At 73.6% G+C, this 25,960-nt stretch carries 20 protein-coding genes, 1 tRNA gene and 1 pseudogene; 9 read left to right on the plus strand and 13 right to left on the minus strand.

Annotation, left to right across the window (positions count from 1 at the left end):
* Positions 1–125: 125 nt before the first annotated feature.
* The 4 genes and pseudogenes from WIS52_RS29565 to WIS52_RS29580 form a co-directional block, all read right to left on the minus strand.
* Positions 126–728: pseudogene (locus WIS52_RS29565) on the minus strand (helix-turn-helix domain-containing protein); the annotation flags it as partial.
* 63 nt (positions 729–791) lie between these two features.
* Positions 792–2,033, minus strand: a complete 1,242-nt coding sequence (locus WIS52_RS29570; protein ID WP_349301708.1) for a tyrosine-type recombinase/integrase — start codon at positions 2,031–2,033, stop codon at positions 792–794.
* A gap of 112 nt (positions 2,034–2,145) precedes the next feature.
* A tRNA-Ile gene (locus WIS52_RS29575) sits at positions 2,146–2,220 on the minus strand.
* Between the two features lie 54 nt (positions 2,221–2,274).
* Positions 2,275–4,005: a BCCT family transporter gene (locus tag WIS52_RS29580; RefSeq protein ID WP_349301709.1), complete on the minus strand. Its 1,731-nt coding sequence runs from the start codon at positions 4,003–4,005 to the stop codon at positions 2,275–2,277.
* Positions 4,006–4,264: 259 nt separating this feature from the next.
* Between WIS52_RS29580 and WIS52_RS29585 the strand changes: the two genes are divergently transcribed.
* Entirely contained in the window at positions 4,265–5,314 is a 1,050-nt protein-coding gene (locus WIS52_RS29585) for an LLM class flavin-dependent oxidoreductase (RefSeq protein ID WP_349301710.1), read from the plus strand.
* Between the two features lie 70 nt (positions 5,315–5,384).
* Here WIS52_RS29585 and WIS52_RS29590 read toward each other — a convergent pair whose 3' ends face one another.
* The 3 genes from WIS52_RS29590 to WIS52_RS29600 form a co-directional block, all read right to left on the minus strand.
* On the minus strand, positions 5,385–5,834 hold the full coding sequence (locus WIS52_RS29590) for a hypothetical protein (protein ID WP_349301711.1): 450 nt from the start codon (positions 5,832–5,834) through the stop codon (positions 5,385–5,387).
* 91 nt (positions 5,835–5,925) lie between these two features.
* Positions 5,926–8,553 carry a DUF3320 domain-containing protein gene (locus tag WIS52_RS29595; protein WP_349301804.1) on the minus strand — a complete coding sequence of 876 codons (2,628 nt, stop codon included), beginning with the start codon at positions 8,551–8,553 and terminating at the stop codon, positions 5,926–5,928.
* Between the two features lie 403 nt (positions 8,554–8,956).
* The gene (locus WIS52_RS29600; RefSeq protein ID WP_349301712.1) at positions 8,957–11,785 is read right to left on the minus strand and encodes a DUF4011 domain-containing protein; all 2,829 of its coding nucleotides are present in this window, start codon (positions 11,783–11,785) and stop codon (positions 8,957–8,959) included.
* Positions 11,786–12,065: 280 nt separating this feature from the next.
* On the opposite strand from WIS52_RS29600, the gene WIS52_RS29605 reads away from it, so the two are divergent.
* From WIS52_RS29605 to WIS52_RS29625, 5 genes are all read left to right on the plus strand, one after another.
* Positions 12,066–13,958 carry a DUF2075 domain-containing protein gene (locus tag WIS52_RS29605; RefSeq protein ID WP_349301713.1) on the plus strand — a complete coding sequence of 631 codons (1,893 nt, stop codon included), beginning with the start codon at positions 12,066–12,068 and terminating at the stop codon, positions 13,956–13,958.
* Between the two features lie 84 nt (positions 13,959–14,042).
* Positions 14,043–16,466, plus strand: a complete 2,424-nt coding sequence (locus tag WIS52_RS29610) for an AAA family ATPase (RefSeq protein WP_349301714.1) — start codon at positions 14,043–14,045, stop codon at positions 16,464–16,466.
* Between the two features lie 20 nt (positions 16,467–16,486).
* Entirely contained in the window at positions 16,487–16,885 is a 399-nt protein-coding gene (locus tag WIS52_RS29615) for a hypothetical protein (protein WP_349301715.1), read from the plus strand.
* Between the two features lie 101 nt (positions 16,886–16,986).
* Positions 16,987–17,817 (plus strand): 8-oxoguanine DNA glycosylase OGG fold protein, encoded by an 831-nt coding sequence (locus WIS52_RS29620; RefSeq protein ID WP_349301716.1) that lies wholly within the window; start codon positions 16,987–16,989, stop codon positions 17,815–17,817.
* Positions 17,818–17,872: 55 nt separating this feature from the next.
* Entirely contained in the window at positions 17,873–18,076 is a 204-nt protein-coding gene (locus WIS52_RS29625) for a DUF4177 domain-containing protein (RefSeq protein WP_349301717.1), read from the plus strand.
* Here WIS52_RS29625 and WIS52_RS29630 read toward each other — a convergent pair.
* On the minus strand, positions 18,073–18,606 hold the full coding sequence (locus WIS52_RS29630) for a metal-dependent hydrolase (RefSeq protein WP_349301718.1): 534 nt from the start codon (positions 18,604–18,606) through the stop codon (positions 18,073–18,075). The genes WIS52_RS29625 and WIS52_RS29630 overlap by 4 nt on opposite strands.
* Positions 18,607–18,928: 322 nt before the next feature.
* Here WIS52_RS29630 and WIS52_RS29635 point away from each other — a divergent pair, with 322 nt between their 5' ends.
* Positions 18,929–19,933, plus strand: a complete 1,005-nt coding sequence (locus WIS52_RS29635; protein ID WP_349301719.1) for an alanine racemase — start codon at positions 18,929–18,931, stop codon at positions 19,931–19,933.
* A 55-nt stretch (positions 19,934–19,988) separates the two neighbouring features.
* Complete coding sequence (locus WIS52_RS29640) at positions 19,989–20,180, plus strand: DUF1918 domain-containing protein (RefSeq protein ID WP_349301720.1); 192 nt, start codon at positions 19,989–19,991, stop codon at positions 20,178–20,180.
* A gap of 7 nt (positions 20,181–20,187) precedes the next feature.
* Here the strand turns inward: WIS52_RS29640 and WIS52_RS29645 are convergent, their stop codons facing one another.
* From WIS52_RS29645 to WIS52_RS29660, 4 genes are read right to left on the minus strand one after another with little or no spacing between them, the layout of a single operon-like run.
* Positions 20,188–20,622 carry an SRPBCC family protein gene (locus tag WIS52_RS29645; protein ID WP_349301721.1) on the minus strand — a complete coding sequence of 145 codons (435 nt, stop codon included), beginning with the start codon at positions 20,620–20,622 and terminating at the stop codon, positions 20,188–20,190.
* Positions 20,623–20,643: 21 nt separating this feature from the next.
* Positions 20,644–21,396: a hypothetical protein gene (locus WIS52_RS29650; RefSeq protein ID WP_349301722.1), complete on the minus strand. Its 753-nt coding sequence runs from the start codon at positions 21,394–21,396 to the stop codon at positions 20,644–20,646.
* Positions 21,396–22,202 carry a phosphoenolpyruvate hydrolase family protein gene (locus WIS52_RS29655; RefSeq protein ID WP_349301805.1) on the minus strand — a complete coding sequence of 269 codons (807 nt, stop codon included), beginning with the start codon at positions 22,200–22,202 and terminating at the stop codon, positions 21,396–21,398. Before WIS52_RS29655 ends, WIS52_RS29650 begins: the two co-directional genes overlap by 1 nt.
* Positions 22,203–22,225: 23 nt before the next feature.
* A complete protein-coding gene (locus WIS52_RS29660) occupies positions 22,226–23,437 on the minus strand; it encodes a Tm-1-like ATP-binding domain-containing protein (RefSeq protein ID WP_349301723.1) in 1,212 nt (403 codons plus the stop codon).
* A gap of 133 nt (positions 23,438–23,570) precedes the next feature.
* Here WIS52_RS29660 and WIS52_RS29665 point away from each other — a divergent pair, with 133 nt between their 5' ends.
* Positions 23,571–24,749 carry a hypothetical protein gene (locus WIS52_RS29665; protein WP_349301724.1) on the plus strand — a complete coding sequence of 393 codons (1,179 nt, stop codon included), beginning with the start codon at positions 23,571–23,573 and terminating at the stop codon, positions 24,747–24,749.
* A 75-nt stretch (positions 24,750–24,824) separates the two neighbouring features.
* Here WIS52_RS29665 and WIS52_RS29670 read toward each other — a convergent pair whose 3' ends face one another.
* The gene (locus WIS52_RS29670; protein ID WP_349301725.1) at positions 24,825–25,934 is read right to left on the minus strand and encodes a DoxX family protein; all 1,110 of its coding nucleotides are present in this window, start codon (positions 25,932–25,934) and stop codon (positions 24,825–24,827) included.
* Positions 25,935–25,960 lie beyond the last annotated feature (26 nt).

Here is a 25,960-nt window from a genome sequence, read left to right on the forward strand (position 1 = left end):
GCGGTCATCGCGTGATCTCGCTTCTTGGGTGCTGTGAGAGGTGTTCAAGAAGATCACGCGGTGGCCGCCCTACACGAGGTTCCGCCCGTCGCCGGGCCGGTCACACACCACTCTGCTGGACGCCACTCGTCCGCCGCCTTCATCGCTCGCTCGGCCGCGATCCACGACAGGTCTGCCTCGCCGACCTTGCTCAGTGTGGTCGCCGCGAGGTGGTGGGTTCTGGCTGATACCGCCCATGCGTGGCGATGCCCGTCGCCGGCGAGCCGATCGGCGACATCCTCGAGCTGCTGCGCGAGGCGGATCAGCCGCGGGAGTCGCTCGACAACCTCGCCGATGCGTCCTCGTTGATAGTCGGCCCACAGATACTCGACGAGCTGGGCCCCGCGGGTGAGATCGGGCGCCGCATCGGGATCCACAACGAACAAGACTCGGGACAGCCGTCCGGGCGCCATCAGGGCGTCGCGGATAGCGGGGATGTCATCCCGGTCCTGATCGTCTTCGAGAAGGACTGGCTGTCCCATGAGGTCCGCCAGAGACACACGTAGTGCTCGCGCGAGCTCGGTAAGGAGGTCGACACGACGGATCTGACGTTCGCCACGCTCGATCTTGCTAAGCCAGTCAGTGCTACGCCCGACCAGGCCCGCAAGCTGGGTCTGGGTGTAGCCGCGGCGCTGCCGGTAGAACGCAATCCGCTCACCGATCTGCATCTCGTCACCCGCTCCACGCATTGGCTCAGGCTACCGCGACCGGGCGCCTTGGATCGGACTATCGCAGACGACCACCGGTGAACATCAGGAATCCACCCAGGCCGCGTCCATGACCGCCGCGCCAGCGGGATGCAGCTCTCCTCGTGCGACGTAGATGTCAGTCAGCGTACTGATCTTGGCGTGCCCGGTGAGATCAGCCTTTTGCCTATCGGTGAGGAGCCCAGAGTCATGCCAGATCGTCGCGGCAGTCTTACGGAAAGTATGGCTCGTGACTGGCCAGTCCATTCCTGCAGCCTTCCGCGCGTCACGAATATAGGTTGCCAAGTTGTTCGGATCTTTCCACCCGAGACCACCCCGTCGTGAAGCGGCCGGAAAGATCGGCGCCTCAGGTCCGTCGTTTACTCGCTCTTGCAGCATTAACACCACAAACCGTGGCAGTGGAACAATGCGAAGCGCCATCTCGGTTTTGCCTTCGTGTCGCTGCAACCCCTTGCCACGGTGCCTGACGACGTTGCCGGTGATAGCGACGATCGGCACGGCGCGCATCGTGTCTCCGTCGACCACCGGCACACCTTCGAGATCCACGTCGCACCATCGGACGCCGAGCGCTTCACCGATGCGGACGCCCGTGCCGAGCATGAAGGTGACGATGGAGGGGAGGTCCCGCCTCCGGGCCTTCTCCTGCTCTCGTGCCTCCTGGACGTCTCCAGAGGAGCCCGCCATCCAGTCGAGGAACTGCCGCCGCTCGGCGACGGTGAGTGCCCGAGGTTTCCGCGTCCCCTTCTCAATCGGATCGAGGTGACGGATGGGGTTGTCTGGGATCGCCTCGTGCTGCACCGCAACGCGCAAGATGAGCGAGACGATCGTGCGCACAGTCTTCCGCGACTCCGCGCTGTGCCTAGGGGACAACGACGCGAAGAATCCATCGAACCGCGGGACCGTGCACTCGTACAGACGCCACTGCCCGACGGCCGGAAGGATCACCGATCGCAGACGCTGCCTGTAGAGATCTGCGGTCGTCGCACTGCGGGCACCGTCGGCGACTTGGGCATCGAGCTTGATCAGCCACAGGTCGGCCGCTCTCTCGAAGGGGTGCTCGGGACGTAAGGGCGCAGTAGCGACGCTTCGCGACCGCGAACGGATCTCGTCCTGCAGCGCCCGGGAGGCTGCGGCCTTCGTTGCACCGCTCCGCTCGATCAGGCGTGTGCGTCCGTCGAAGTCTCGGAAGCGGCACTTCGCCACGAAGCTGGCGTCGCGCCTCTCGCCAGCACGCCGAGCCACCTTGATGCTGCCGTGCGTCCCCATCGGCAGGGGCGGTCGGGCCATGCTGAGCACCTACCGCTGGTCGCACCCAAGGAGTTTCCGTTGGGTTTCCGTTGGATTCGACCATCGTACGGCGCACAGCGCCGTGATCACAAGCGCTTGACCTGCAGTTACGTGGGGCGGGCCGGGTTCGAACCGGCAACCTGACGGGTTATGAGTCCGCTGCTCTGACCGATTGAGCTACCGCCCCGGACGGACGGAGAGTACCGGAGCGACCACCCCACCCCGGCACCCTCCGTGCAGGTCAGCCGTCCGGAGACGGCCTCCCCGAGCCGTCCCCCTGATCGGTCTCGCCCGATCCGGTTCCCGCTCCCGCGGTCGTCTTCCCACCGTCCCCCGTTTTCGAGGGGGCGTCGGCCGAGACGTCGGCCGGGACGTCGTCCTCCACCGGCTTCTCCCGCAGGTGCCCGGCGACCACGGCCGTCCGCGGCGGTACCTCGCGCCGGAACCCGACGACCAGTGCCACCAGCATCCCGCAGACCAGGATGAAGATCGGCAGACCGATGACCGTGATGACCTCCTGCAGGGCTTCGATGGCGGTGTCGCCACCGAGCAGCAGCAGGGCGGCGGCGAGGCCACCCAGTGAGAGCGCCCAGAACAGCCGCTGCCGGAGCGGGCTCATCTCCCCGGTCCCCGAGCAGAGCATGTCGACGACCAGCGCGGCGGAGTCGGCGGAGGTGACCAGGAAGAGCACGACCACGATCACCGCGATGCCGGAGACGATCGCGGCGAGCGGGATCTGCTCGAAGAAGGCGAACATCGCCAGCGCGGCACCGCTTTCGGCGACGGCCGTCGAGATCGGCCCTCCGTCGCCGCCGATGCCGTCGGACGCCATCGCCGACCACCCGAAGATCACGAACCATACGACGGTGAAGGCCGCCGGCGCGATCAGCACACCGCCGACGAACTCGCGGACCGTGCGGCCGCGGGAGATGCGGGCGAGGAACACACCCATGAACGGCGCCCAGGTCACCGTCCACGCCCAGTAGAAGACCGTCCAGCTGGCCTGCCAGCCCCAGCCGTCGGGATCTGTGTACGGGGCGAGCGAGTCGTTCCAGAACGACAGCGGAATGATGTTGCTGGCGTAGATCCCGACGCTCTCGACGAGCTGGCGGAGCAGGAAGACGGTCTGTCCGCCGAAGAACAGCACGAACAACATCAGGCCGACCGCGACGCCGATGTTCAGGTTGGACAGTCGCTTGATGCCCTTGTCCAGGCCGGCGGCGACGGAGACCGTGGCGATCGCCGCGACCAGCACGACGACACCGACCCGCAGCGCGGTCGAGTCGGCGATCCCGAGCAGCGAGCTGAGACCGGCGCTGATCTGGGACGTCCCCAGTCCCAGCGAGACGGCGAGGCCGAACATCGTGCCGAGGACCGCGGCGACGTCGATCGTCCGCCCGATCGGGCCGTGGATCCGCTGCCCCAGCAACGGGTAGAACACCGACGACACCCGCAGCGGGAGGTCGTACCGGTAGATGAAGAACCCGAACGCCAGCCCGGGCAGCGTGAAGATCGCCCAGGTGTGCAGGCCGAGGTGGTAGAGCGCGACGGCCATCGCGTCCTCGGCCGCCTGGGCGCTGTAGGGCTCGACGCCCTCGAACGGCGGGGCGCTGAAGTGCGAGATCGGCTCGGCGACTCCCCAGAACATCAGCACGGTGCCGATCCCGCCCGCGAAGAGCATCGCGAACCAGGAGAGGTTGGAGTACTCGGGGCGGTCGTTCTCGTGACCGAGCTTGAGGTTCCCGTACCGGGACAGTGCCGCCCACGCGAGGAACGCCAGCCAGACGGTGACTCCCAGGACGAAGAACCAGCCGAGGTTCGTCGTGATCCATTCCCGGCCGGCGGAGAACACCGTGCCGATCGGCCCCGGGAGCGCCAGCAACAGGACCAGCAACACCAGCATCAGCCCGGCCGACCAGAAGAAGATCACCGGATTCGTGCGCAGGCCGAGCCTGCGCGCCAGGTCGTGCACGTCGAACTCCTCCCCCGTCCGACGACCGCACCCGCCGGTTCGTGGTCGGCCGTCGAGTCGTCGGAGCGTGGCGGGGGCGGCGTCGGTGCAGTCGGGCAAGAATGTCCGATCCGCTACCGGGTGTCCAACGCGGAGCGCGTCGCGAGCAGCGGAAACGCGACACCGCGTCGCCCCTGACCTGCGTCCATCTCAGGTCGGCAACGGTCTGTCACCGCGGCCACCCGATGAGGTGCGACGAGGCACCCCTAACCTGCTACGGGTGCGGCTCGGCTACCTCACCCACGTCACCGGCGACGCGCCCGCGCGCGCCTTCCGCGACACGATCGACCTGGCGGTCCGCGCCGAGGAGCTCGGCTACGACTCGTTCTGGGTGGCCCAGCACCACGACGGCCATCTCGGCGGACGCCTGCCGTCCCCACTGGTGCTGCTGGCCGCCGTCGCCGAGCGCACCCGGCTGATCCGGCTGGGGACGGCGGTCGTCGCGTTGCCGCTGGAGGAGCCGCGCCGGCTCGCCGAGGACGCCGCGGTGCTCGACGCGCTCAGCGGGGGACGTCTCGAACTGGGCATCGGTGCGGGCGCCGACCCGGCCGCGTCGCACCGGTTCGGCCGGTCCCACGACGACCGGCACGCCGACACCGTCGCCGCCCTCGACGTGCTCCTGGAGCTTCTGCCCGCCGGTCTCGCCGAGCAGCGGACGTGGTGGGCGACGGCGTCCATGATGGACGCCGCGGCGGCGCGTGGGCTCGGGGTGGTCTCCGGGACGCCGCCGACGGCGAGCACCACGGTCGTCGCGGATCTGGCCCGGTACTGGACCTACGCGCGCGGGTTCCCGCGGGTGGCGCTGTCCCGGCCGCTGCCCGCCGGGCACTCCCCCGGGCGCCTCCTCGACGACCTGCTCGCCGACCCGGCGCTGCCCTGGGCGGGCGAGCTGATCGTGCAGGCCCAGCCGTCGACGGTCGGTGCGGACGTGCACCGGGAGGTGCTGGAACGCACCGCGCGACGGGTGCGACCGCACCTCGGGGTCGCGGGGCCGGCACACGCGAGCGGGCCGGTGCATCCGAGCGGTTCGGCGCACCCGAGCGGGCCGCTCACCGGCACGACGGACCCCGGCGGACCGGGCGGCGGGGGCACCGGACGGGCACACCTCGCCCGGGCGGTCGGCGGGGTGCCGGCTCGGGCGCGGCCGGGCACCGAGGCGGGCGGTCGGCCGTATCCACCCCGGCCGATCGCCGGGACGGCCGGCCCCGCACCCGAGGACGACGACCTCCCGCGCATGCGTCCGCGCCCCGCGGTGCGCGCCCGCCGCTGAACCTCGGCCGCCGAGGGGTACACCCGCGCTGCGGAGCGGCCGCACGACAGCACTGGTGTACCCCTCGATGTCATCCGACCCCGCGCAGCGCCCGGGCCGCCCGGCCCACCTCGATCGGGTCGTAGCCCAGGCGGTACTTGTCCAGCTCGTTCAGGAGCAGCAGCGGGCTGTCCGACTCCTCGATGGCCTGGAGGACGACGGGGTAGGCGAGCGAGGCGCACATCCCGTCCCGCCAGACGTGGTAGGTCGACGTCGTGATCGACCCGAGCGCGCGCATCTCCAGCTGGTCCTCACACAGCCGGACGTAGCTGTCGAGCGCCTTCCGCTCCTCGGCGGCGAGCGACTCGTAGTCGGCCCAGGCGCTGAACGCGGCGAGCGGGAAGCGGTCGACCAGCGACCAGTACCGCTGGATGTAGAGGCTCTCGAACTCCCGCATCCGCTGCACCTGGCCGGCCCGGAGCTGGACGCCGGCGAACACGACGCCGAGCGCCGTCACGACCGCCGCAATCGTCTCGAGCATGTGCACTCCAACGAGCGCGGGCGCGTGGCGCGACGCCGCCGTCCGCGAGAGGTATCGCGGAGCGGCTGCGCGACCGTTCGTCGCACGTGAGCTACCCGGCGCGGACGACGTCCGTCCCGTCGGTCCGCAGCCGGCCCGCCGTCTCCGCCAGCGCCAGCGCCGCGTCCAGCCGCTCCACCGCCGCCGGTGTCCGGCGCAGCAACCCGAACACCCGCAGCGTCTCGCTGTGCAGCTCACCCCGCTCCATCCCGGCCCCGGCGACGACCAGCGCGGCCATCGCGTTGCCGATCTCGCGTAGCGGCACGTCCTCGAACCGCCGCGGTGAGGACTCCCCCGCCGGGCGGTAGCCGGTCCAGGCCGCCGGGTCGAGCCCGGCCGGGAACACGACCGGCTCGTCCGGATCACGCGGCAGCCCGCGCGGCAGCTGGTCGAGGATCTGGCTGCGGCGGGACTCGTTGACGCGGCCGAGGTCGAACGCGTTCGCCACCAGCACCGCGAGCCGCTCGGCGCGGATCGGGCCCTCGGCCTCGACGACCTCGGCCAGCGCGGCCCGCACCCGGGCCGCGGCCTCGCGCGCGGGCAGCGCGTCGAGCACGTCCCGGCCCCCGATCCGGCGCGGGTGCCACGGGGCGAACTCGATCGCCTCGCCCGGCCAGGAGACGTCGGCCTGGGCCGGCGCGGCGGCGGCGATCACCGACGCCGGTTCCGCCCGCAGCGCCGACGGCGTCGACGACGGTGGTGCGGCGGACGCGCGGGCGACGACCCGGACCGTTGTCTCGGCGTCGGGCCCGGTCCGGGGAGCGCGAGAGGTCTCCCGGACCGCGGCGGTCAGCGCGTCGAGCACGGCCTCCGGCGCGGTCAGCCACTGCGGCAGCCACACCCGTTCCACCCGGGCCCAGCCGAGCACCCGCCCCAGCACGTCCGGCGGCAGGTGGTCCCGGTCGCGCGCGGTCAGCCGTCGCGACCAGGACGCGCCGTCGAGCAGCACCGCCACCTCGGCCCCGTCCGGACCGTCCGGTTCGGACACGACCAGGTCGATCGTGAAGTCGGACAGCCCGACCCCGGCCCGGACGTCGAGCCCGCGGTCCCGCAGCCGGTCGGCGATCTCCTCGCGGTGCCGGTCCCGCTCGACCCGGCGGTCCTGCTGCCGCGGCAGCACCGACGGGCCGTGCGCGGCGAGCTCGAGGTACGAGCGCAGGTGCCGCACCCCGACCGACGACGTCGCCTCGGTCCGCATCTGCTCCGGGTCGAAGCTGGTGAACACCACGACCTGGCGGCGGGCCCGGGTCACGGCGACGTTCAGCCGGCGCTCGCCCCCGGCCCGGTTCAGCGGGCCGAAGTTCAGCGGCAGCACGCCGCGCTCGTTCACCGAGAAACCGGTCGAGAACAGCACGACGTCGCGCTCGTCGCCCTGCACGTTCTCCAGGTTCTTGACGAACAGCCCCTCCGGATCCTCCAGCGCCTCGGCGATCCGCGGGTCGTCGAGGTCGCGCAGCAGGCCCTCGATGTGCGTGCGCTGCTGCTGGTTGAACGTCACGACGCCGACCGAGGGCAGCGCGCCCGGTGAGTCCGCGAAGCGCCGCACGACCTCGTCGACGACGGCGTGCGCCTCGACCGGGTTGGTGCGCAGCAGCGGGCCGCGGCCGCTGCGGTGGAACACGCCGTCGACCCGGACCAGCGACACCGCGGCCGTGTCCCGGGGCGGGGCGGGGAAGGTCGAGAGCCCGCCGTCGTAGTAGTGCCGGTTGCTGAACGCGATCAGCGACTCGTCCTGGCTGCGGTAGTGCCAGCCGAGCCGTTGCGAGGCCACCCGGGCCTGCACGCACTCGGTGAGGATCGACTCCTCGTCCTCGACCGTCTCGAACGACGGGGCGAGCTCGTCGGACTCGCTCGCGGCCTCGGCGAACGTCGTCGGCGGCATCTGCTTGGAGTCCCCGACCACCACGACGGACCGGGCCCGGCCCATCGCGCCGACGGCGTCGGCGACCCGCACCTGGGACGCCTCGTCGAACACCACGACGTCGAACAGACCGGCGACGGCCGGGAAGAAGCGGGCCAGCGAGTCGGGCGAGACCAGCACGCAGGGCTGCACCCGGGTGACGAGGTCGCCGTAGGTCGTCATCAGCTCGCGGACCTTCATCCCGCCGCGGCGGGTGCCGAGCTGGCGGCGTAGCGCGCCGACCCGGCCGGCCGTCGTCCCGGTGTCGAACTCGCGGCCGCGCAGCACGCCGTGCGGGAGCTGGGTGACCAGGTGCTCGCGGACCGCATCGGACGCGCGTCCGAACCGGACGACGGCGCGCTCGTGCGCGGCCGGGTCGAAGCGGTCGAGCTCGGTGCCGCGCAGACGTTCCCGGACCGACGCGCGGGCCAGGCCGAGCTCGAACGAGCGGCGGGCGTCGTCGGCGTCGAGCCGTCCGGTGAGGACCGCGGTCCGGGCGTCGGGCATCACCGACCGCAGCGGCTCGACGAGCGCGAGCAGGTCCAGCCAGGCCCGCAGGACGGGTGCGTGGCCCTGCACCGGGCCGCGCTCGCCGGCCTGGCCCCACCAGCGCGGGACCGGGCCGGTCGGGGCGGCCCACTCGCCCAGCGCCGCCGGCGTCGTCCGGGCCGCGGCGGCCAGCTCGGTGAGCGCGGTCGCGGCCTCGGCCACCGGGGCCGGGTCGGCGTCCCCACCGGCGGCCAGCGCCTGCCGCAGCGGTTCGACGTAGCCGGCGCGCATCCCCTGCGACACCGCCGGGTCGACGACCGTCGCGGCCCACCGGAGCCGTTCGACGCGGGTCCCGATCCCGTCCCGCACCCCCTGGTCGAAGGGGTTCCACCCGGCCGGCACGGCCAGCCCCGGGATCGCCGTCAGCGGCGTGGTCACGGCGTGCCCGCGCTCGGCCAGCGCCACCAGCTCGGCGACCAGCGCCGGGACCTGTTTGGGGCGCGGCGGCGCCGCACCGGGACGCAGCACCGGAGCGAGCCGGTCCCGCACCGCGACCAGCCGCCGCTTCCGCCCGAAGAACCCGGACGCCGCGGCGTCCCGCGCCGCCCGGTCGATCTCGGCGAGCGGGAGGTCGAGCGCGGTGGGGAACACGGTGGCGAGCACCGGGTGCTCCTCGGCGCGGAACCGGTCGAGCTCACCGAGGGCCCGCTGCACCGCTCCCGACCAGCGGGCGGTCCGGACCTCGTCGAGCAGCGGCAGCGGCGCGCGCTGGGTGAGCAGGCGGCCGAGCAGCTCCAGCTCGGCCGGGGCGACGGCGGCATCCAGCGCCGGACGGAGCCGGGGTGGCAGGTGCCCCACCGCGGCGTCGACCCGGGTGGCCGCCGCGGCGAGCGCGGCCGGGTCCACACCGGACGCGGTGTCCACGAAGGACCACGGGTGCCCGGCCCGCGGACGGGCCGCGTCGGCGACCTCGGGCAACCGGGCGAACAGCCCGCGCAACGCGGCGGGCACCCCCGGCCCGCCCGCGCCGGCCGCCACCGACTCCGGGACGGGCAGTGCGACGGCGTCGTCGTGTGCCAGCTCCGCCGCCCGCGCCCCGCGCCCCGGGCAGCGACTGCCCGGCGGCGTTGCGTTCCCCCATCCGGTAGGCGTAGCGGGTCAGCGCACGACGGGCGGCGCGCAGGTCCTCCACCCGGGCGTCGTGGTCCAGTGTGTCGACGGCGACCGTGTGGTCCAGCGCCGCGGCGATCCGCTGCCGCACGGCGTTCGGTTTGCTGCCCCGGTCGTGCAGGTCCAGACACAGTGGACCGAGCCCGACCGAGTCGAGTCGCTTCTGGACGACGTCGAGCGCGGCCCGTTTCTCGGCGACGAACAGCACGCGGCGGCCCTCGCTCACCGCGTGCGCGAGCAGGTTGGTGATCGTCTGGGACTTGCCGGTGCCCGGCGGGCCCTCCAGGACGAACGTGCGCCCGGCGACGGCGTCGGCGACCGCGCGCAGCTGGGAGGCGTCGGCCGGGACCGGGCAGCGCTCGTCGAGGCCGTCGAGGTCGTGCACGCCCGGATCGGCGACCGGGTCGGCGAACGCCTCCGTCGGGGTGTGCAGCAGGTGCGAGACCAGCGGGTTCTGCGCGAACGTCGCCCAGCTCTCGTCGAGGTCGCGCCAGAGCCGGAACTTCGCGAACTGCAGGACGGCGAGGTCGGCGGTGGGTTCGACCCGGAAGTTCAGCCCGCGCTCGGCGATCACCCGGCGGGTGGCCTCGAAGGCGGCGTCGAGGTCGATACCGGCCTCGTCCTCGGCGGGCTCGGCGAGCCCGGGGACGGTCAGCCCGTGCGTCCGGCGCAGCTTCTCGACCAGGCAGAAGTTCGGTGTGGACGATCCGGCCTCGTCGAGCGAGAGCCGGTACCGCCCGCCGCGACGGGCGGGGGTGAGCACGACCGGGACCAGGATCAGCGGCGAGCGCAGCGTCCGCCCGTCGAGGTCCCAGACCAGCGTGCCGAGCGCCAGGTAGAGGTTGTTCGCACCGGTCTCGTCGGTGATCGTCCGGGCCTTGTGCGCGAGCCCCCGCAGCCGCGACGGGTAGGCCGCGGCGGTGACGTCCACGTGCACCGCCCGGTCGTCGCGCAGCAGCCCGGTGAGCTGGTCGTCCCCGAGTTGGCGAGCCGTCTGCGCGCCGCGCTCGGCGGCCACCCGGGTGATCTCGTCGGACGCGCGCAGGGTCACCGCGCTGCCCTGATGCAGGAGATCCTCCAGCGCGCCCAGGTCACCGCCGGGCAGCACCAGGTTCAGCGCCGACCGTTCATGGGCGTTGATCAGCCGGTTGCGCAGGCTCAGGTCGAGCAGCGCGTTCTTCCAGCGGGTCACCCGCGGGGGTTCGGCGGGTGCGGTCCGCCGCCGGTCCTCCCCCGGCTCCGGTCCCCGCGGCGACGGCGGGGCCACCGGCGGCGGAGTGGCCGCGGACGGGGCGGGCGGGGTGTAGGTCACGACGCGGACGGCGCCGTCGTCGTCGCGGACACGGGCGGGCAGCGGGAGGACCTGGTCCTGGCGCGCCCGCCAGACGTCCACGATCCCGTCCACCTGGCTCAGGTCGCCGTGCAGGTACTGCCGGGCCGCGCCCGTCGCGGCGGCCACCACGTCGACGTCCCCGTCGGCGGTCAGCGCGGTGGTCTCGATCAGTCCGATGTGGCCGAGATCGGCGAGATTGACCGCTAGCGCGGCGTCGAGCTCCACAGTGGAGTCGAAAGCGAGCTGCTCGCGCCAGTAGCCGAGGAACGCGTGGTCCCGGAACACCCAGAGCAGCGGGCGGATCCCCGCGTGCTCCAGCGCGGCGGCCAGCACCACGGCCGTGTCGAGGCAGGTGCCGACCCGCCCGTTGAGCACCTCGTCCGGGGTACGGATCTTCTGCCCGTCGTCGGCCCAGCTCGCCGGCGGCATCGCGTAGGCGACGTCGCGGGCGTGGATCGCGCGCACGGTGGCGGCCACGATCTGGTCGACCCGCTCCGGTCCGGCCTGGTAGCCCTGGCTCGCCGAGCTGCCGGTGTGGCGCGCCAGGTCGTCCGCGACCTCCCGCACGAGCACGCCGATCGCCGGGTGGTTGGGCACCACGTGCGCGGCGAGCATCTCCAGCGACAGCGCGAGCGGCACGGCCTGCCACTGGTGGGCGGCCAGCAAGGTGACCGGCACGGACCGTGCGGCGACCCGGTGCGGTCCGATGTGGAGCTCTGCGACGACCGTCGCCGGCCGGCGTTCCTCGACCTGCAGGATCGCGGTCGGGTCGAGGACGAGCCCGACGTCGTCGAGAACCGCGGGTTCGCCGGCCACCAACGGGACCGCGAGCTCGGTCGGCGCGCCGAGCGGACCGGTCGCGTCCGTGACCCGCAGCAGCACCCGCGCGTCGGCGTCCCGGTCGACCCCGTCGATCACCAGCCGGGACACGACGGGGATCCGGTTGTGCGCCATCGCGTAGCTCAGGACCGGCCGGGCCTCGAGCTCGATCGTGATCGCGTGCCGACGGGCCTCGTCCATGCTCGCTCCTCGCGCTCGACGGTCCCCCTGGACGTATACCGGTCGACCCAGCATGGTTGGCGACCGGGCCTCGACGAACACGTAGCGCGGGCGGGACACCGGTTCGGATGATGTCGCGGCGCACACGACTGCCGCGCCATCCGTCGCACACGGGTCGCGGGCAGGGCCCCCGACCGAGCACACGTACGGTGGTCTCCCCGCGGACCGCCGGGCACCGGGCCATCCCGTCGCTGCCTCCACACCCGCACGCCGATGACGCGTGCCCTGTGGAGGTTCACACGTGGCTCTGGTCCGCGACAACGCCAGGACCCTGCGCGCGAAGGCCGACGCCCATGAGCTGGACGATCTTCTCGTCCGGCAGGCGCGGATCGCGTTCGACAGCGCGGTCGGGATGAGCGAGGTCCGCTCCTGGCGCGAGAGCCTCCCGGCGCTGCTCGCCGACGTACACGACGCCGGCCTCGACCACGTCGAGGTCCTCATCGAACACAAGCTGCCGTTCTCGCCGAAGCGGGTGGACGCGATCCTCTGCGGGGTACACCCGGTGACGCGGCGACCCAGCTACGTCGTCGTCGAACTGAAGCAGTGGACCAACGCCGTCCAGCGCGAGGACGGGTTGGTCGACATCCCCCAGTACGGCCGCCCCGTCCTGCATCCGGTCGAGCAGGTCCGCAACTACTGCGACTACCTGGTCGACTTCGTACCGGTGCTCGGACCGGAACACAGCGACGTTCACGGGATCGCCTACCTGCACAACTCCTCCGCGACCGGCTGGACGCTGAGCAACTACGAGGTCGACCGGCACGGCCGGTTGTTCCGTGGTGACGAGCGCGGAGGCTTCGTCGCGGAGTTGCGCCGGCTGCTCGACCCGGATCCGGACACGGCGGCTGCCGCCCGGTCTCATGCGGACGATCTGCTGTCCGCTGCGCCGCGACCGTCGAAACCGCTGCTGAGCGTGGCTTCGGACGAGGTCCGCACGCGTGAGCAATTCGTCCTCGTCGACGAGCAACGTGTCGCCTACACGCTCGTCGAGCACGCGGTCGAGCGTGCCCATCGGCAGAACACGAAGACCGCCGTGATCGTCCTCGGCGGGCCCGGCTCCGGCAAGAGCGTGCTCGCGTTGAGCCTGCTGGGCGATCTCAGCCGCAAGGGCCGGGAGGTCATGCACGCCACCGGGTCCAGCGCGTTCACCCAGACCCTCCGCAAGATCGTCGTCGGGTCGCGGTCCCAGCGTTCCCAGAAGATCTTCCAGTACTTCAACAGCTTCATCGGTCTGGAGCCGAACACCCTCGATGTCGTCATCTGCGACGAGGCACACCGGATCCGGGAGACGAGCGTCAACCGGTTCACCCGCGCCGCTGTACGAGCCCGCGCACGTCCGCAGGTCGACGAGCTGATCGCGGTCGCACGGGTGCCGGTGTTCCTGCTGGACGAGCACCAGGTGGTCCGGCCGGGCGAGATGGGAACCGAGGCGGAGATCCGATCCGCCGCGGAACGGGCGGGGTGCAAGGTCGAGATCGTCCGGCTCGCCGGTCAGTACCGCTGCGGCGGCTCCGAGTTCTACGAGCAGTGGGTACTCCGTCTGCTCGGGCTCGACCCGCGACCGCCGGTCCGCTGGTCGGAGTTGGCGGCGTCACCCGACGAGCAGTACTCGGTGGCCGCGCTCCCCTCGCCGACCGCCTTGGAAGCCTGGTTGCTGGGTCGCGCCGGCGAGACCGATACCGCACGGCTCGCCGCCGGGTACTGCTGGCAGTGGAGCGACCCCGTGACCGAACCGGACGGTGGCCGTCGTCTCGTCGATGACGTGGTGGTCGGTTCCTGGTCCCGGCCGTGGAACGCCAAGCCCGAGAAGGCCGTGCCGGGCGCTCCCCCGGCCCATTTCTGGGCGAGCGACCCGCGCGGGTTCGGCCAGGTGGGCTGCATCTACACCGCTCAGGGATTCGAGTACGACTGGGCCGGCGTCCTCATGGGACCGGACCTGGTGCGGCGCGACGGCGCCTGGGTCGCGGACCGCTCCCACTCGCACGACGGTCCGGTACGGCGAGCCGAACCCGACGAGTTCCCTTCATTGATCCGGAACACCTACAAGGTTCTGCTCACCCGTGGGATGAAGGGGACCGGGGTCTTCTCCACCGACCCGGAGACGCAGGGCTTTCTCGACGACATGTGTCGCTAGATCCGGAAGCGGCCGGGACGCGGTCGCGCTGTCGGTGGTGCCCGCTACGTTTTGCGTGATCCGATCACCGCCGGAAGGGATGCGATGCACGAGGCCGAACGCGGGCTGCACGATCTGCTCGTCGAGCACCTGACGACCGACGAGCAGGTGGACGCCGACGTCACCGGCCTCGTCCTGGCCGCCTGGTCCGGCGCCGAGGATCTCGCCGAGACCCTCGCCGGTCGCTCGACCCCCGCGGCCGACCCGAGCACCCCGGCGGATGCCCCCGAGCCGCCGGAGGCCTACCTGGCGGCCGTGCACGTGGCGGGCTTCCGCGGGATCGGCGAGGAGTACACGCTGCCGTTGCGCCCGGGCCCCGGCCTGACCCTGGTGACCGGCCGGAACGGATCGGGCAAGTCGAGCTTCGCCGAGGGTGCGGAGCTCGCCCTGACCGGCACCAGCAGCCGCTGGCACAACCGGTCGTCGGTGATCTGGCGGGAGGGCTGGCGCAACCTGCACGCGACCGGGCCGACGTCGGTGTCGGTCGACCTGGTCACCACCGGCGCCACCGGCACGACCCGGGTCACCCGCCGCTGGGAACCCGAGGCCGGCCTCGACGACGCGGTGTGGACCGTGCAGGAGCCGGGCGCGAAGCGGACCGGCTACGACGGCGGCACGTGGCGCCAGGACATGGAGACCTACCGGCCGTTCCTGTCCTACGGCGAGCTGGGCGCGCTGATCGACGGGAAGCCGAGCGAGCTGCACGACGCGCTGTTCCGGCTGCTCGGGCTCGGCCCGCTCAGTGACGCCCAGGACCGGCTCAAGGCTGCGCGCAAGCCGCTCGAGGACGCTGCGCGGTCGGTGAACTCCGGTCGCCGGGACCTGCGTGCGGCACTGGAGTCCGTCGAGGACGAACGGGCGTCGGCCGCGGCCGCGCTGCTGAAGAAGACCGCGCCCGATCTCGACGCGGTGGCCGAGCTCGCCACCGGATCCGACGACGACACCGCCGTCGGCGAGCGGCTGCGGGCCCTGCAGCAGGTCACGCTGCCCGCCGCGGACGACGTCGCCGCGGCCGCCGCGCGACTCCGCTCGGCGCGGGAGACACACGGCCGGATCGCCACCGACGAGGCCCGCTCCGCCGACGAGACCGCGACGCTGCTGCGCGCGGCGCTGCACCACCACGACGGCCACGGCGACGGCTCCTGCCCGGTCTGCGGGTCCGGCGCGCTCGACGCCGCCTGGCACGACCGCGCCGCCGCGCGGGCCGGGGAGCTGGAGGCGTCCGCGGTCGCGCTGCGGACCGCGACCCGGGAGCTCGACGAGGCCCGCGCCGCGGCCGCCGCGCTCGTCGCACCACTGCCGGAGCCGGCGCTGTCCGCACCGGTCGACACCGACGGTCTCGTCGCCGTCTGGGAGGCGTGGACCGGCGCGGCCGGCGACCCGGACGCCCTCGAGGCCGCGCACGGCCCGGCGCTCGCGGCACTGGAGTCGGCCCGCAAGGCCGTCGACGCCGAGCTGGCGCACCGCGACGAGGTCTGGGCACCGCTGGCCCGCCGGCTCGCGACCTGGCACGACGAGGCCTACGCCGTCCAGCGTGACCAGCCGGCACGGCACCGTCTCGCGGCCGCGGACGCCTGGCTGGCCGGCACCGCCGGCACCCTGCGCGACCAGCGGCTGGCCCCGTTCGCGGAGGCGTCCCAGCACGTGTGGCGGACCCTGCGCCAGCAGAGCAACGTGGAGCTCGGACCGGTCCGGCTCGACGGCAAGGGCAACCGGCGCCGGGTCGCGCTGGACGTGAGCGTCGACGATGCCGAGGGCGGCACCGCGCTGGGCGTCATGAGCCAGGGCGAGCTGCACGCCCTCGGGCTGTCGCTGTTCCTGCCCCGGGCCACGGTGCCCGAGAGCCCGTTCCGGTTCGTGATGATCGACGACCCGGTGCAGGCCATGGACCCGGCCAAGGTGGACGGCCTGGCCGCGCTGCTGTCCGAGGTGGCGCAGGACCGGCAGGTGGTCGTGTTCAGCCACGACGACCGGCTGGCCGACTCGGTCCGCCGGCTCGGCCGGCCCGCGACGATCCTGGAGGTGCAGCGCCGCGAACGCTCCGCGGTGGAGATCCACCGCAACAGCGACCCGGTCGAGCGGTATCTCAAGGACGCGGAGGTCCTCGCGTGGGCCGAGGAGATCCCGATCGCGATCCGCGGCGAGGTGGTCGCGACCAGCTGCCGCAGCGCGATCGAGGCCGCCTGCCAGGACCGGATCCGTCGCACACGGCTGGCCAGGGGTGTGCCGCACGCCGACGTCGAGGCCGCACTCGCCGACGCCCGCACCACCCACCAGCTCGCCACCCTCGCGGTGTTCGACGACGCCGGCCGCGGATCGGACCTGCTCGGCCGGCTCAACGCCGGCGCCGGTCGCGCGGCCACCGACGCGTTCCAGAAGTGCCGTGCGGGGGCGCACACCGGGATCTCCGTCCCGCTCCGCGACTTCCTGCGCGACGTGCGCCGCCTCGTCGGCTGGTTGCGCCGATGAGCGGATCGCACGCTCACCCCGTGGCGGCGACCGGTGCGCACTCCCAGCGCCGTGGGCCGACGCCCGGGGCCCGGGCGCGACTCGACGCGGCGGACCGGCTGCTGCGGGAGCCGGAGGCGGTGGAGGCCGCGGTGTGGCCGCGCGCCTGCACCTGGCTGATCCGGATCGCGGTGGAGCACGGCGTCGACGACTACTGGTCCGGCACCGCACCCGCCGTCGCCCGGACCAACCGGCGGGCCCAGTTCGTCGTCCTGCGGCACCGCGAGCCGGAGCTGGGCCAGCGCGCCGAGGAGCTGTGGTCGCGGCTCAGCCGGGCCGCCCACCACCACGCCTACGAGCTGGCGCCGACCGCGGCCGAGCTCCGGGCGTGGCACGGCGAGGCCGAGGCGGTGATCAAGGGACTCGCCCACGGTCGGTGACAGTTCTCGTCACTCGCACGATTGATTCCACCCCGAATCGATTGGTTCGCGATGCCGTCGCCCATAACCTTCCGCCGCCACCGACGGTGAGGAGACCCCCGATGAGCGACGAGCACCTGATCACCCCGGACCCCGTTCCCTCGGCGCTGCGCGACCTGCCCCGCGCGCACGGCACCGATCGCCCGCTGCACCCGGCGACGTGGGGACTCCACGCCTGGATCCGCCGGCTGCCCGAACAGCGGCTGCTCCTGCTGTCGCTGCCCGACACGATCAACCGGACCGAGGTCGCGGAGCGGGCGGGGTCGGCGCACGAGAGCGAGGCCCGGGCGATCGGCGCCTTCGTCGCGACGATGGTGTGGGGGTACGGCCCGGTCGGCTACGGGGCACTGCGCACCGAACGCGTGCTCTCCCAGAACCCGCAGGCGGGATTCGTGTTCCAGTCGGTGGCCCGGGTCGCGCGCGACGAGGGACCCCGGGCGGCGTTCGCGTCGCTCGCCTCCGAGCGTCTGCACCACCTCAGTCCGGCGATCGGCACGAAGTTCGTCTACTTCTGCACCGCCGCCCACCGGGCCGCGCACCGCGACCGCACCGCGCCGGTGCTGGACCAGGTCGTGCGCCGCTGGTTCCACCGCAACGCCGGGATCGAGCTCGACGGGAGCTGGTCGTTGATCAACTACTTCCACTACCTGGACGCGCTGGAGTGCTGGGGCGACGCGCTCGGGCTCGCCTCGGACCACGTCGAGGCGCTGATCGTCGACCAGGAGCTCGCCTACGGGTCGGGCCGGCCCACGTCCGAGGCGTCCGATCAGCGGACGACCGGCGTCGAGGCCCTGGAGGAGGTACGGGTCGCCATCGGCCGGCGCGGAGGGGACCAGGAGTCCCAGGCCCGCCCGCACCTGGAAGCCCTGACCCGGCTCCTCACCACGGCGTAGTCCGACCCCGATCATGACGGGAACCTCCGGCCACACGGGACGCGTTGCACCGGGCATGAGCAACTACGAGTACAAGGTCGTCGAGCTCCGTGAGGGGCTGATCGGCGGCAAGATGTCCGGCGACAAGCTCGAGAAGATCCTCAACGAGCACGCCGGGAAGGGCTGGCAGCTCAAGGCGATCACGTCGGTCGAGGTGAAGGGACGGATCGGCCCGGGCGGTGTCGACGGCATCCTGATCACCTTCGAGCGCGCTCGCTAGACCAGCATCCGCCACAGCAGGACCAGGCCGGCCCCGGTGAGCAGCAGATCGACGACCTGCTCACCGGGCCCGCCGGTGCGGAACCGCAGGAAGTCCGGCCACCGGACGCGGGCCAGCGGCCAGAACGCGAACCGGTTGCCGGCCGAGGTGAGCTCGTCGCCGATGGCCCCGATCCAGCACCCGGCGCCCGCGGCGATCCCGGTCCAGACCGCCGTCTCCTCGGGCAGCACGTGACCCGTCGCCCACCACACCAGCAGCCCGATCGCCGCGGCGAACACCGGCGAGTGCGACAGGCCCCGGTGCGCGACCCCGGTGACCGCGCGCGACAGTGCCCGGATCATCCGGGAGAGCAGCCAGGTGATCGGCGGCAGCGCGCGGGTCGCGGTGCTGGACGGGTGGTCCAGGTCGGGTGCGAACGCGGCCAGCGCACACACCACGACGACGACCGGGACCAGCCCGGGCGGCGGCGGCACCACGGTGCACACCCCGAGTCCGAGCACCGCGCCGGACAGCGCGTGCGTCCGTCCCATCACAGGGCGCTCACCCCGTCCCCCCGGCGGGCCGCGAGGGCGAGGTGCCGGCGCGCGACGAGGTCACCGGGAGCGGTGCTGCCACGTCGCTCCCCCGGGTCGTCGCCGCCCGGACAGCTACCCGGCCGAGCCGCCGGCGACGCTACCCGCGGCGCGGCCGAGCTCCGGTCGGCGACACGCAGGGCGCCGCCCACGCCTCGAGGAGGAACCGGACGATGCGACCGCGGCGGACGCGGTTGTTGACTCCGTCGCCACCCCACCCCCAGGGTGATCACCGGGTGCCGCGGCCCGCGCCCCGACCCTCGTCACGACCGGGAGACCCGTGCGCGTCGCCGACCTGACCACCCCCGCCCTGCTGGTCGACGCGGCCGCGCTGGAGGCCAACCTCGCCGACATGGCGTCGGCCCTGCCCGGCCCGCGGCTGCGCCCGCACGTCAAGGCGCACAAGACGACCGCCCTGGCCGCCCGGCAGGCCGCGCACGGTCACCACGGTTTCACCTGCGCCACGATCCGCGAGATCGAGGGCATGGCGGCGGCCGGTCTCGGCACCGACCTGCTGCTCGCCAACGAGGTGCTCGACGCCCGTCGACTCGGGCGGGTCGTCGACAACGGAGCCCGGGTGACCGTCGCCGTCGACTCGGCCGAGACCGTGCGCGCGGCCGCCGACGGCGGTGTCCGGGAGGTGCTCGTCGATGTCGACGTCGGCCAGCACCGCTGCGGCACCACGCCGGAGACCGCCGGGGCGCTCGCCGACGCCGCCCGCGCGGCCGGGCTGACCGTGCGGGGCGTGATGGGTTACGAGGGCCACCTGCAGATGCTCGCCGACCCGGCCGAGCGCGCCCGTCGTACCACCGGGTGCACCGACCGGCTGCGCGTCGCGCACGCCGACGTCGGCGGCGAGATCGTGTCCGGCGGCGGGACCGGTACGCACGCGATGAACACGTTCGTCACCGAGATCCAGGCCGGGTCGTACGCGCTGATGGACACCGCCTACACCGCGGCCGGGCTGCCGTTCCGGCAGGCGCTCACGGTCCTGTCCACCGTGGTGTTCGCGGGAGAGGGGCGGGCGGTCGCCGACGCCGGCCTCAAGGCGCTCGCGACCGACCACGGCCACCCGACGGTGCCCGGCGGCACCGTCGTCTCGTGCGCCGACGAGCACCTCACGTACACCCCCGGAACCCCGCTGCGGGCCGGCGACCGGATCCGGATCCTGCCCGCGCACGTCGACCCGACCGTCGTGCTGCACGAGCGCCTGCACGTCGTCGACGGCGACGGCCCGGACGCCGAGGTCCTCGACACCTGGGCGGTCGACCTGCGCGGCTGGTGACGCCGGTTGCCGACGGTGGGATGGTGGGTGGCTACGCCCATCCGGGGAGGCAGGGATGTACGACACGGCCGCAGTGGGAGACCGGATCGTCGTCGAGGCCGCGATCGTGGACCACGGCCGCCGGCACGGCGAGGTGCTGGAGGTGATCGCCGGAGCCACCGACGAGCCGCGCTACCGGGTGCGCTGGGACGACCGCACCGAGACGATCTTCTGCCCGGGCCCGGACGCCCGCGTCGAACGCGCCTGAGCGGGCCTCACGCGAAGCGTTCCGCCAGCGCGCCGAGGCCCGCGGCGAACACCCCGTCGGCGAACTGCTGGGCCAGGTCGCCCTCGTCGGCGGCGTCGGCGTCGAACTCGGTCCACCACTCGCCGAAGGTGTGCCCGACCGCGGTGACCGGGGCCAGCCGCACGGTGGACACGTAGCGGCGCACCGCGAACGGCGACTCGAGGATCTCGTAGGTCAGCGCGTGCCCGCGCTCGTCGAGCGCTAGGAGTTCCTCGAGGACGACGCCGCCGTCGCGCAGCGTCAGCCGCCGGCGCGCGCCGATCTCGGCGCCGGACGCGCCCCGGACGAGCTCGCAGGTGACGATGGCGGGGTGCCAGCGGTGGATGCCGCCGAAGTCGCGGACGTGGGGCCAGACCTCGGCCAGCGGCGCCGGGATCACGGCGCTGGAGTACGGGCGGGGCATCGGGTCTCCTCGCAGGAACGGTCAGGTCTCCCGGCGCAGGTGCGGGGCCTGCGCGGCGAGCTGGTCGAGCTGGGCGCGGACGTCGTCGAACCCGGAGTCGGCACGCAGGTCCAGCGCGATCGACGCGGCGTGCTCGGTGGTGTCGTGGAACGCGGTGCGGGCCACCTCCAGCCGCGCGCCGACGTCGCGGGCGGCGTCCCCGCCGGGCGCCCCGGCCTCCACCGTCTCGCCGAGCCGGGCCAGCCGCAGCGCCTCGGCGAGCTCGGTGTCCAGCCGCTTCCCGATCTCCTGGAGCCACTCGCGGGCCGGCCCGTCGGGCACGGTCCGGACGATGCCGTGGAAGGCGGTCACCGAACCGACGCTGCCGGAGTAGGCACGCGCCCAGCGCGAACCGTGGCGCAGACCGTCCGGCACGTAGTCGGGGGCGCGCGCGGCGGCCCGGGACATCGCCTCGCGCTCCTCCGGGCTCGCGGAACGCAGGTAGGACCGGGCCAGCGTCTGCGCCGGCAGCCCCAGGAACAGCACCGACGGAACCGCACAGAAGATCATCCCGACGATGGCGCCGGCGATCAGCCGCACGCCGAGCTCGGGGTCGCCGGGGTCCGGCGGCGCGAGCCCGATCGACACCCCGACGACCAGGCCGAGAACGACCCCGGCGAGCAGGAACACCAGCAGCCCGTGCGACGCCAGCGTGTGCGACACCTTCCCGCCGCGCACCGCCATCCGGCGCCGCCAGTCCCCGCCGGGCGGCGGCACCGGCCCCCGCGGCGCCATCACCGGGCCACCGCGTTCTTGAACGCCCGGGTCTGCTCGGTCAGCGCCCGCTCGGTCGGCAGCCGCTCCATCGACGAGGCCCCGTAGAACCCGTGGCAGACCCGCGCGCGGGACAGCACGTACGCGGCGTCGTCGGGCATCGCGATCGGCCCGCCGTGACAGAGCACCAGCACGTCGTCCCGCTCCTCCAGGGCGGCGGCCGCCCACTCGTCGATCCGGGCCACGCAGTCGTCCAGCGACACGCTGGTCTCCGCCCCGACCGCGCCGCCGGTGGTCAGCCCCATGTGGCACACCACGATGTCCGCGCCGGCCCGGGTCATCGCCCGGGCGTCGCCGGCGGAGAACACGTACGGCGTGGTCAGCAGGTTCTTCGCCCGGGCGGCGGCGACGAGGTCGACCTCCAGGCCGTAGCCCATCCCGGTCTCCTCCAGGTTGGCCCGGAAGACGCCGTCGATCAGCCCCACGGTCGGGAAGTTCTGGATGCCGGAGAAGCCGAGCCCGGCGAGCTCGTCGAGGAACCGGTAGGTGATCAGGAACGGGTCGGTGCCGTTGACGCCGGCCAGCACCGGCGTGTGCCGCACCACCGGCAGCACCTCGGCGGCCATCTCGACGACGACGTCGTTGGCGTTGCCGTAGGCGAGCAGCCCGGCCAGCGAGCCCCGTCCGGCCATCCGGTAGCGGCCGGAGTTGTAGATGACGATGAGGTCGATCCCGCCGGCCTCCTCGCACTTGGCCGACAGCCCGGTGCCGGCCCCGCCGCCGACGATCGGCTCCCCGCGCGCGGCCATGCCGGCGAAGCGCTCCATCAGCTCGTCGCGGCCGAACCGGCTCACGGGTGCACCTCCCGGTAGGCGTCGATCACCGCGTCGGCGAACGCGGCGTCGTTGACGTGGTGCGGGACCCGGCGGATCCGGTCCGGCTCGGACACCCCGGACTCGATCGCGGCGAACAGCGCCGCGTCCGCCTCGGGATCATGGAACGGTTGTCCCGGCGTGTCCAGTGCGGACACCCCGCCCAGCGGCAGCAGGAACAGCCACGGCCCGGTCAGCGCGTCCAGCTTGCCCGCCAGCCACTCCCCGATCGCCCGGTTCTCGTCCACCGTGGTCCGCATCAGCGTGACCTGCGCGTTGTGCTCGTAGAGCACCCGGCCGGCGAAGCGCTCCGGCACCGTCGCGGCCGCACCGAAGTTGACCATGTCCAGGGCTCCGCAGGACCCGACCCAGGGCACGCCGGTCCGGGCGACGGCGTCGAGCCGGTCGTCGGCCGCCGCCATGATGCCGCCGACGAGCAGGTCGGCGATCTCGGTGGTGGTGAGGTCGAGGACCGTGTCGACCAGGCCGTCGCCGACGAGCTTCTCCATCGCCGCCCCCCCGGTGCCGGTGGCGTGGAAGACCAGCGGGTCGACCGCGTCGCCGAGCCGCTCGCGCACCGCGGTGACGCACGGTGTGGTGACGCCGAACATGGTCAGTGCGACGGCCGGGCGGTCGTCGGCCGCCGTGGCGCCGACCGGGGCCGACACCGCCCCGGACAGCATGTGTGCGGCGTTCCCGAGCACCCGGCGCGAGATCCGGTTCAGCCCGGCGACGTCGGTCACCGAGTGCAGCATGGCGATGTCCGCCGCACCGACGTAGGGCGCCACGTCGCCGGAGGCCACCGTCGACACCATGATCTTCGGCAGGCCGACCGGGAGCGCCCGCAACACCGGGCAGACCAGCGCGGTACCGCCGGAACCACCGAGCCCGAGCACACCGGCGACGGCGGCGTCCCCGGTCCGGCGGGACAGCAGGAACTCCCGCAGGGCGACGGCCATCGCGCCGACCGCGCTCCCCCGGTCGCCGGTGAACACCGCGCCCGCGCCGTCCGGGTGGTGCGCGGCGACCTCGGCGGCCGTGACGTCGGGCCCGGCCCCGGGGAGGTCCGCGCCGGAGGTGGACACGTCCACCCGGCACACCGGCACCCCGGCCGCGCGCACCAGATCGGCCGCGAACCCCAGCTCCGCAGCCTTGGTGTCGTACGTGCCGATCACGTATGCGGTCCCCACACCGGAGTTCTACCGGTAGTGGGCACCCCGGGGCGAGGCCCGGCGCGGGAAACGCGCAGGGCAGTATGGGACCGCGGCTCGCCCCCGCCCGCCGGTCGAGTGACCTCGCGGCCCGTGACGTCGTTGGAGAGACATGCTCGGTCAGCAGGACGACCCCCGCGGCACCGTGCTCCCGCTGGACTCCGGCCCGGACGCCGCCGAACCGCCCGCACCGGAACGGACCGTGCGCCTGCGGCCGAGCCGGCCCGGCTTCCCGCCCGGGCCCGCGCTGCTGCTCAGCCGCCGCCCGGCAGGACCCGCCGCCCCGGACTCCGGACGCCCGTGGGGCGAGCCGCTGTCCGGGTCGAGCGAGCTCGCACGGGGGCTCACCCGGCACGGCGAGCGCGGCCCGGAGCCCGGGGTGACCTTCCGGCTCGCGCTGCCGGAGGGCTTCGGCGCGGAGCCGCTGCTGTGCCTCACCGGCGCCGAGCCGGCCGGCGGCGCGGGCGGACCGTCGGCGCTGCTGTCGGTCGGCCCGGGCGGGCCGTTGCCCGCACCGGGCGTCGGTCTCGGGCTGCTGACGCTGACGACGGCCGTCGAGATCTCCGCCATCGGCACCCAGCGCCGGGTCCTCGAGGAACTGAGCGGCGCGGCAGCCGAGTTCGCCCCGGACAGCGTGCTGCGGCTGGACGCGCGGCTGCGGGCGGCCGAGGAGTCGCTGCGGGCGGCCCAGACCGAGCTGCTCGAACACGGCGCGATCGGCACCGGGAGCGGGCTGGACACCGCCGCCGCGAACCTGTCGGTGCTGCGGCACCAGACGCACGCCTGGATCTCGGGCTGGGAGCGCGTCGTCGCCGGTGCCGACCGCCGCGGGATGCCGGGCGCCGCGCTGCGGGAGTCCCTCGGCGAGGTCGGCAGGCTCGGCTGGGCCGGCTTCCCGGGTGCGGTGCACAGCGCCTACCAGGCACTCGTGCTCGACGCCCGCCGTCTGCTGATCAGCGCATCCGACCACCTGATGCGCTCGCCCGGCCGGGGGATGCCCGCGCTGCGCGGGCTCGTCGAGGGCGATCTCGCGGGCCGGGCGGCGGACGTCGCGCGGCTGCACCGGCTGCTCACGTCGCTGTCGACGCTGCCGCTGACGGTGCGCAAGCGCTCCGGCGCGATGCTGCCGAACCTGATCGCCGACCAGGCCACGACCAACGCCCGCACCCAGGTGCTGTTCACCCTCATGGCGAACGCACTGCGGCCGCCGGCCGCACCCGGCCCGGTCACCCTCGAGGTGCGCTCCCTGGACGACGGCGAACTGCAGGTCCTGGGCTCCGTACAGCAGTGATCGCCGGGACCGTGACCTGAGCACCGGCGGGCGGTGCTCCCGTCACGATCCCGGCGATCATGCCGGGGACCGGCTCTAGCGCGCGGCGGCCTCGGCCCGCTTCTTGGCGTCCTTCGCGGCGCCCTTGGCCGACTTCGCGACGTCGGCACCGGCGGCCGAGGCGCGGTCGGCCAGGTCCGACCCGAGCTTGGCGGCCTGGGCCTGCGCCTGGGTCACCAGGGTGCCGAACCGGTCGGCGTATTCCGGGGCGCGCTTCTCGGCCCGGCGGACGGCCTTCTGCGCCTGCTTCTCCCAGCGGGCGCGGCGCTTCTCGGCCTCCTTGCGCCACCGCTCGCCGGTCTTGCCGGCGGCCTTGCGGTAGTGCTTGCCCTTCTTGTCGACGACCTTCTGCAGCTTGGCGCCGTGCTTCTCGGCGGCCTTGGCCTGCTTCTCGGCCCTCTTCGCCGCCTGCTGAGCGGCCGCGGAGAGCTGGTCGGACCAGGTGGAGGCCCGGTCGGAGGCGACCTCGCCGAGGTGCGCCGCCTGCTCGGACGCCTTCCCGCCCAGCTCGGCGGCCCGCTCCCGGACGACCGGGCCGTACTCGTCGGCGGCGTCGGCCAGGCGGTCCCGGGTGGTGGACGCGGCCGCCGCGATCGAGGTGCCCGCACCGGCGAGACCGGCCGCGATCTGGGCGCCCGTGTCCGAACCGGACGACGACAGCTTCGCCTGGGCCTTCTGGGCCTTCACCTGCGCGCGCTCGGCCGCCTGGCGGGCCACGTAGGCGTGCGACGGCTTGCCGTGCGTGTCGGCGGAGGCGATCAGCAGCCCGCCCAGCAGCCCGACGTTCTTCAGGAAGTGGATCTGCTGCTCGGCTCGACGGTCCGGGTCGGTCTCCTCCCAGAAGCGGTGCCCGGCCAGTGTGGTCGGGATCAGCGAGGCGGCCAGCGCGGTGGAGGCGAGCCGGGGGAACTTCCCGATCGCCAGCAGCGAGCCGGCCGCGATCTTCACTCCGGCGTCGATCTTGACGAGGGTCTCGTTGTCCGGTCGCCGCTCCAACGGCGCGTTCTCCACGACCCGGTCCACCACCGGGGCGGTCTGGTCGAGCACGGGCTTCGCCGCCTGCGCATGCCCCTCGGGCGAGCGCAGCGCCTGGACACCGCCGTAGATGAAGACGGCCGCGAGCATCGGCCGGGCAACTCGTCGCAAGACTGGCATGGTCCACCTTTCCCCGA

Origin of the sequence: Pseudonocardia nematodicida (genome assembly GCF_040105385.1) — a bacterium.
GTDB classification, from domain to species: Bacteria; Actinomycetota; Actinomycetes; order Mycobacteriales; family Pseudonocardiaceae; genus Pseudonocardia; species Pseudonocardia nematodicida.

Bases quoted from the DNA above. Each gene is read 5' to 3' on its own strand.
- WIS52_RS29570 (WP_349301708.1), bottom strand. From the start codon at position 2,033: ATGGCCCGACCGCCCCTGCCGATGGGGACGCACGGCAGCATCAAGGTG.
- WIS52_RS29590 (WP_349301711.1), bottom strand. From the start codon at position 5,834: ATGCTCGAGACGATTGCGGCGGTCGTGACGGCGCTCGGCGTCGTGTTC.
- WIS52_RS29595 (WP_349301804.1), bottom strand. From the start codon at position 8,553: ATGCGCGCCGGCTACGTCGAACCGCTGCGGCAGGCGCTGGCCGCCGGT.
- WIS52_RS29600 (WP_349301712.1), bottom strand. From the start codon at position 11,785: ATGGACGAGGCCCGTCGGCACGCGATCACGATCGAGCTCGAGGCCCGG.
- WIS52_RS29610 (WP_349301714.1), top strand. From the start codon at position 14,043: ATGCACGAGGCCGAACGCGGGCTGCACGATCTGCTCGTCGAGCACCTG.
- WIS52_RS29620 (WP_349301716.1), top strand. From the start codon at position 16,987: ATGAGCGACGAGCACCTGATCACCCCGGACCCCGTTCCCTCGGCGCTG.
- WIS52_RS29625 (WP_349301717.1), top strand. From the start codon at position 17,873: ATGAGCAACTACGAGTACAAGGTCGTCGAGCTCCGTGAGGGGCTGATC.
- WIS52_RS29630 (WP_349301718.1), bottom strand. From the start codon at position 18,606: ATGGGACGGACGCACGCGCTGTCCGGCGCGGTGCTCGGACTCGGGGTG.
- WIS52_RS29640 (WP_349301720.1), top strand. From the start codon at position 19,989: ATGTACGACACGGCCGCAGTGGGAGACCGGATCGTCGTCGAGGCCGCG.
- WIS52_RS29645 (WP_349301721.1), bottom strand. From the start codon at position 20,622: ATGCCCCGCCCGTACTCCAGCGCCGTGATCCCGGCGCCGCTGGCCGAG.
- WIS52_RS29650 (WP_349301722.1), bottom strand. From the start codon at position 21,396: ATGGCGCCGCGGGGGCCGGTGCCGCCGCCCGGCGGGGACTGGCGGCGC.
- WIS52_RS29655 (WP_349301805.1), bottom strand. From the start codon at position 22,202: ATGGAGCGCTTCGCCGGCATGGCCGCGCGCGGGGAGCCGATCGTCGGC.
- WIS52_RS29665 (WP_349301724.1), top strand. From the start codon at position 23,571: ATGCTCGGTCAGCAGGACGACCCCCGCGGCACCGTGCTCCCGCTGGAC.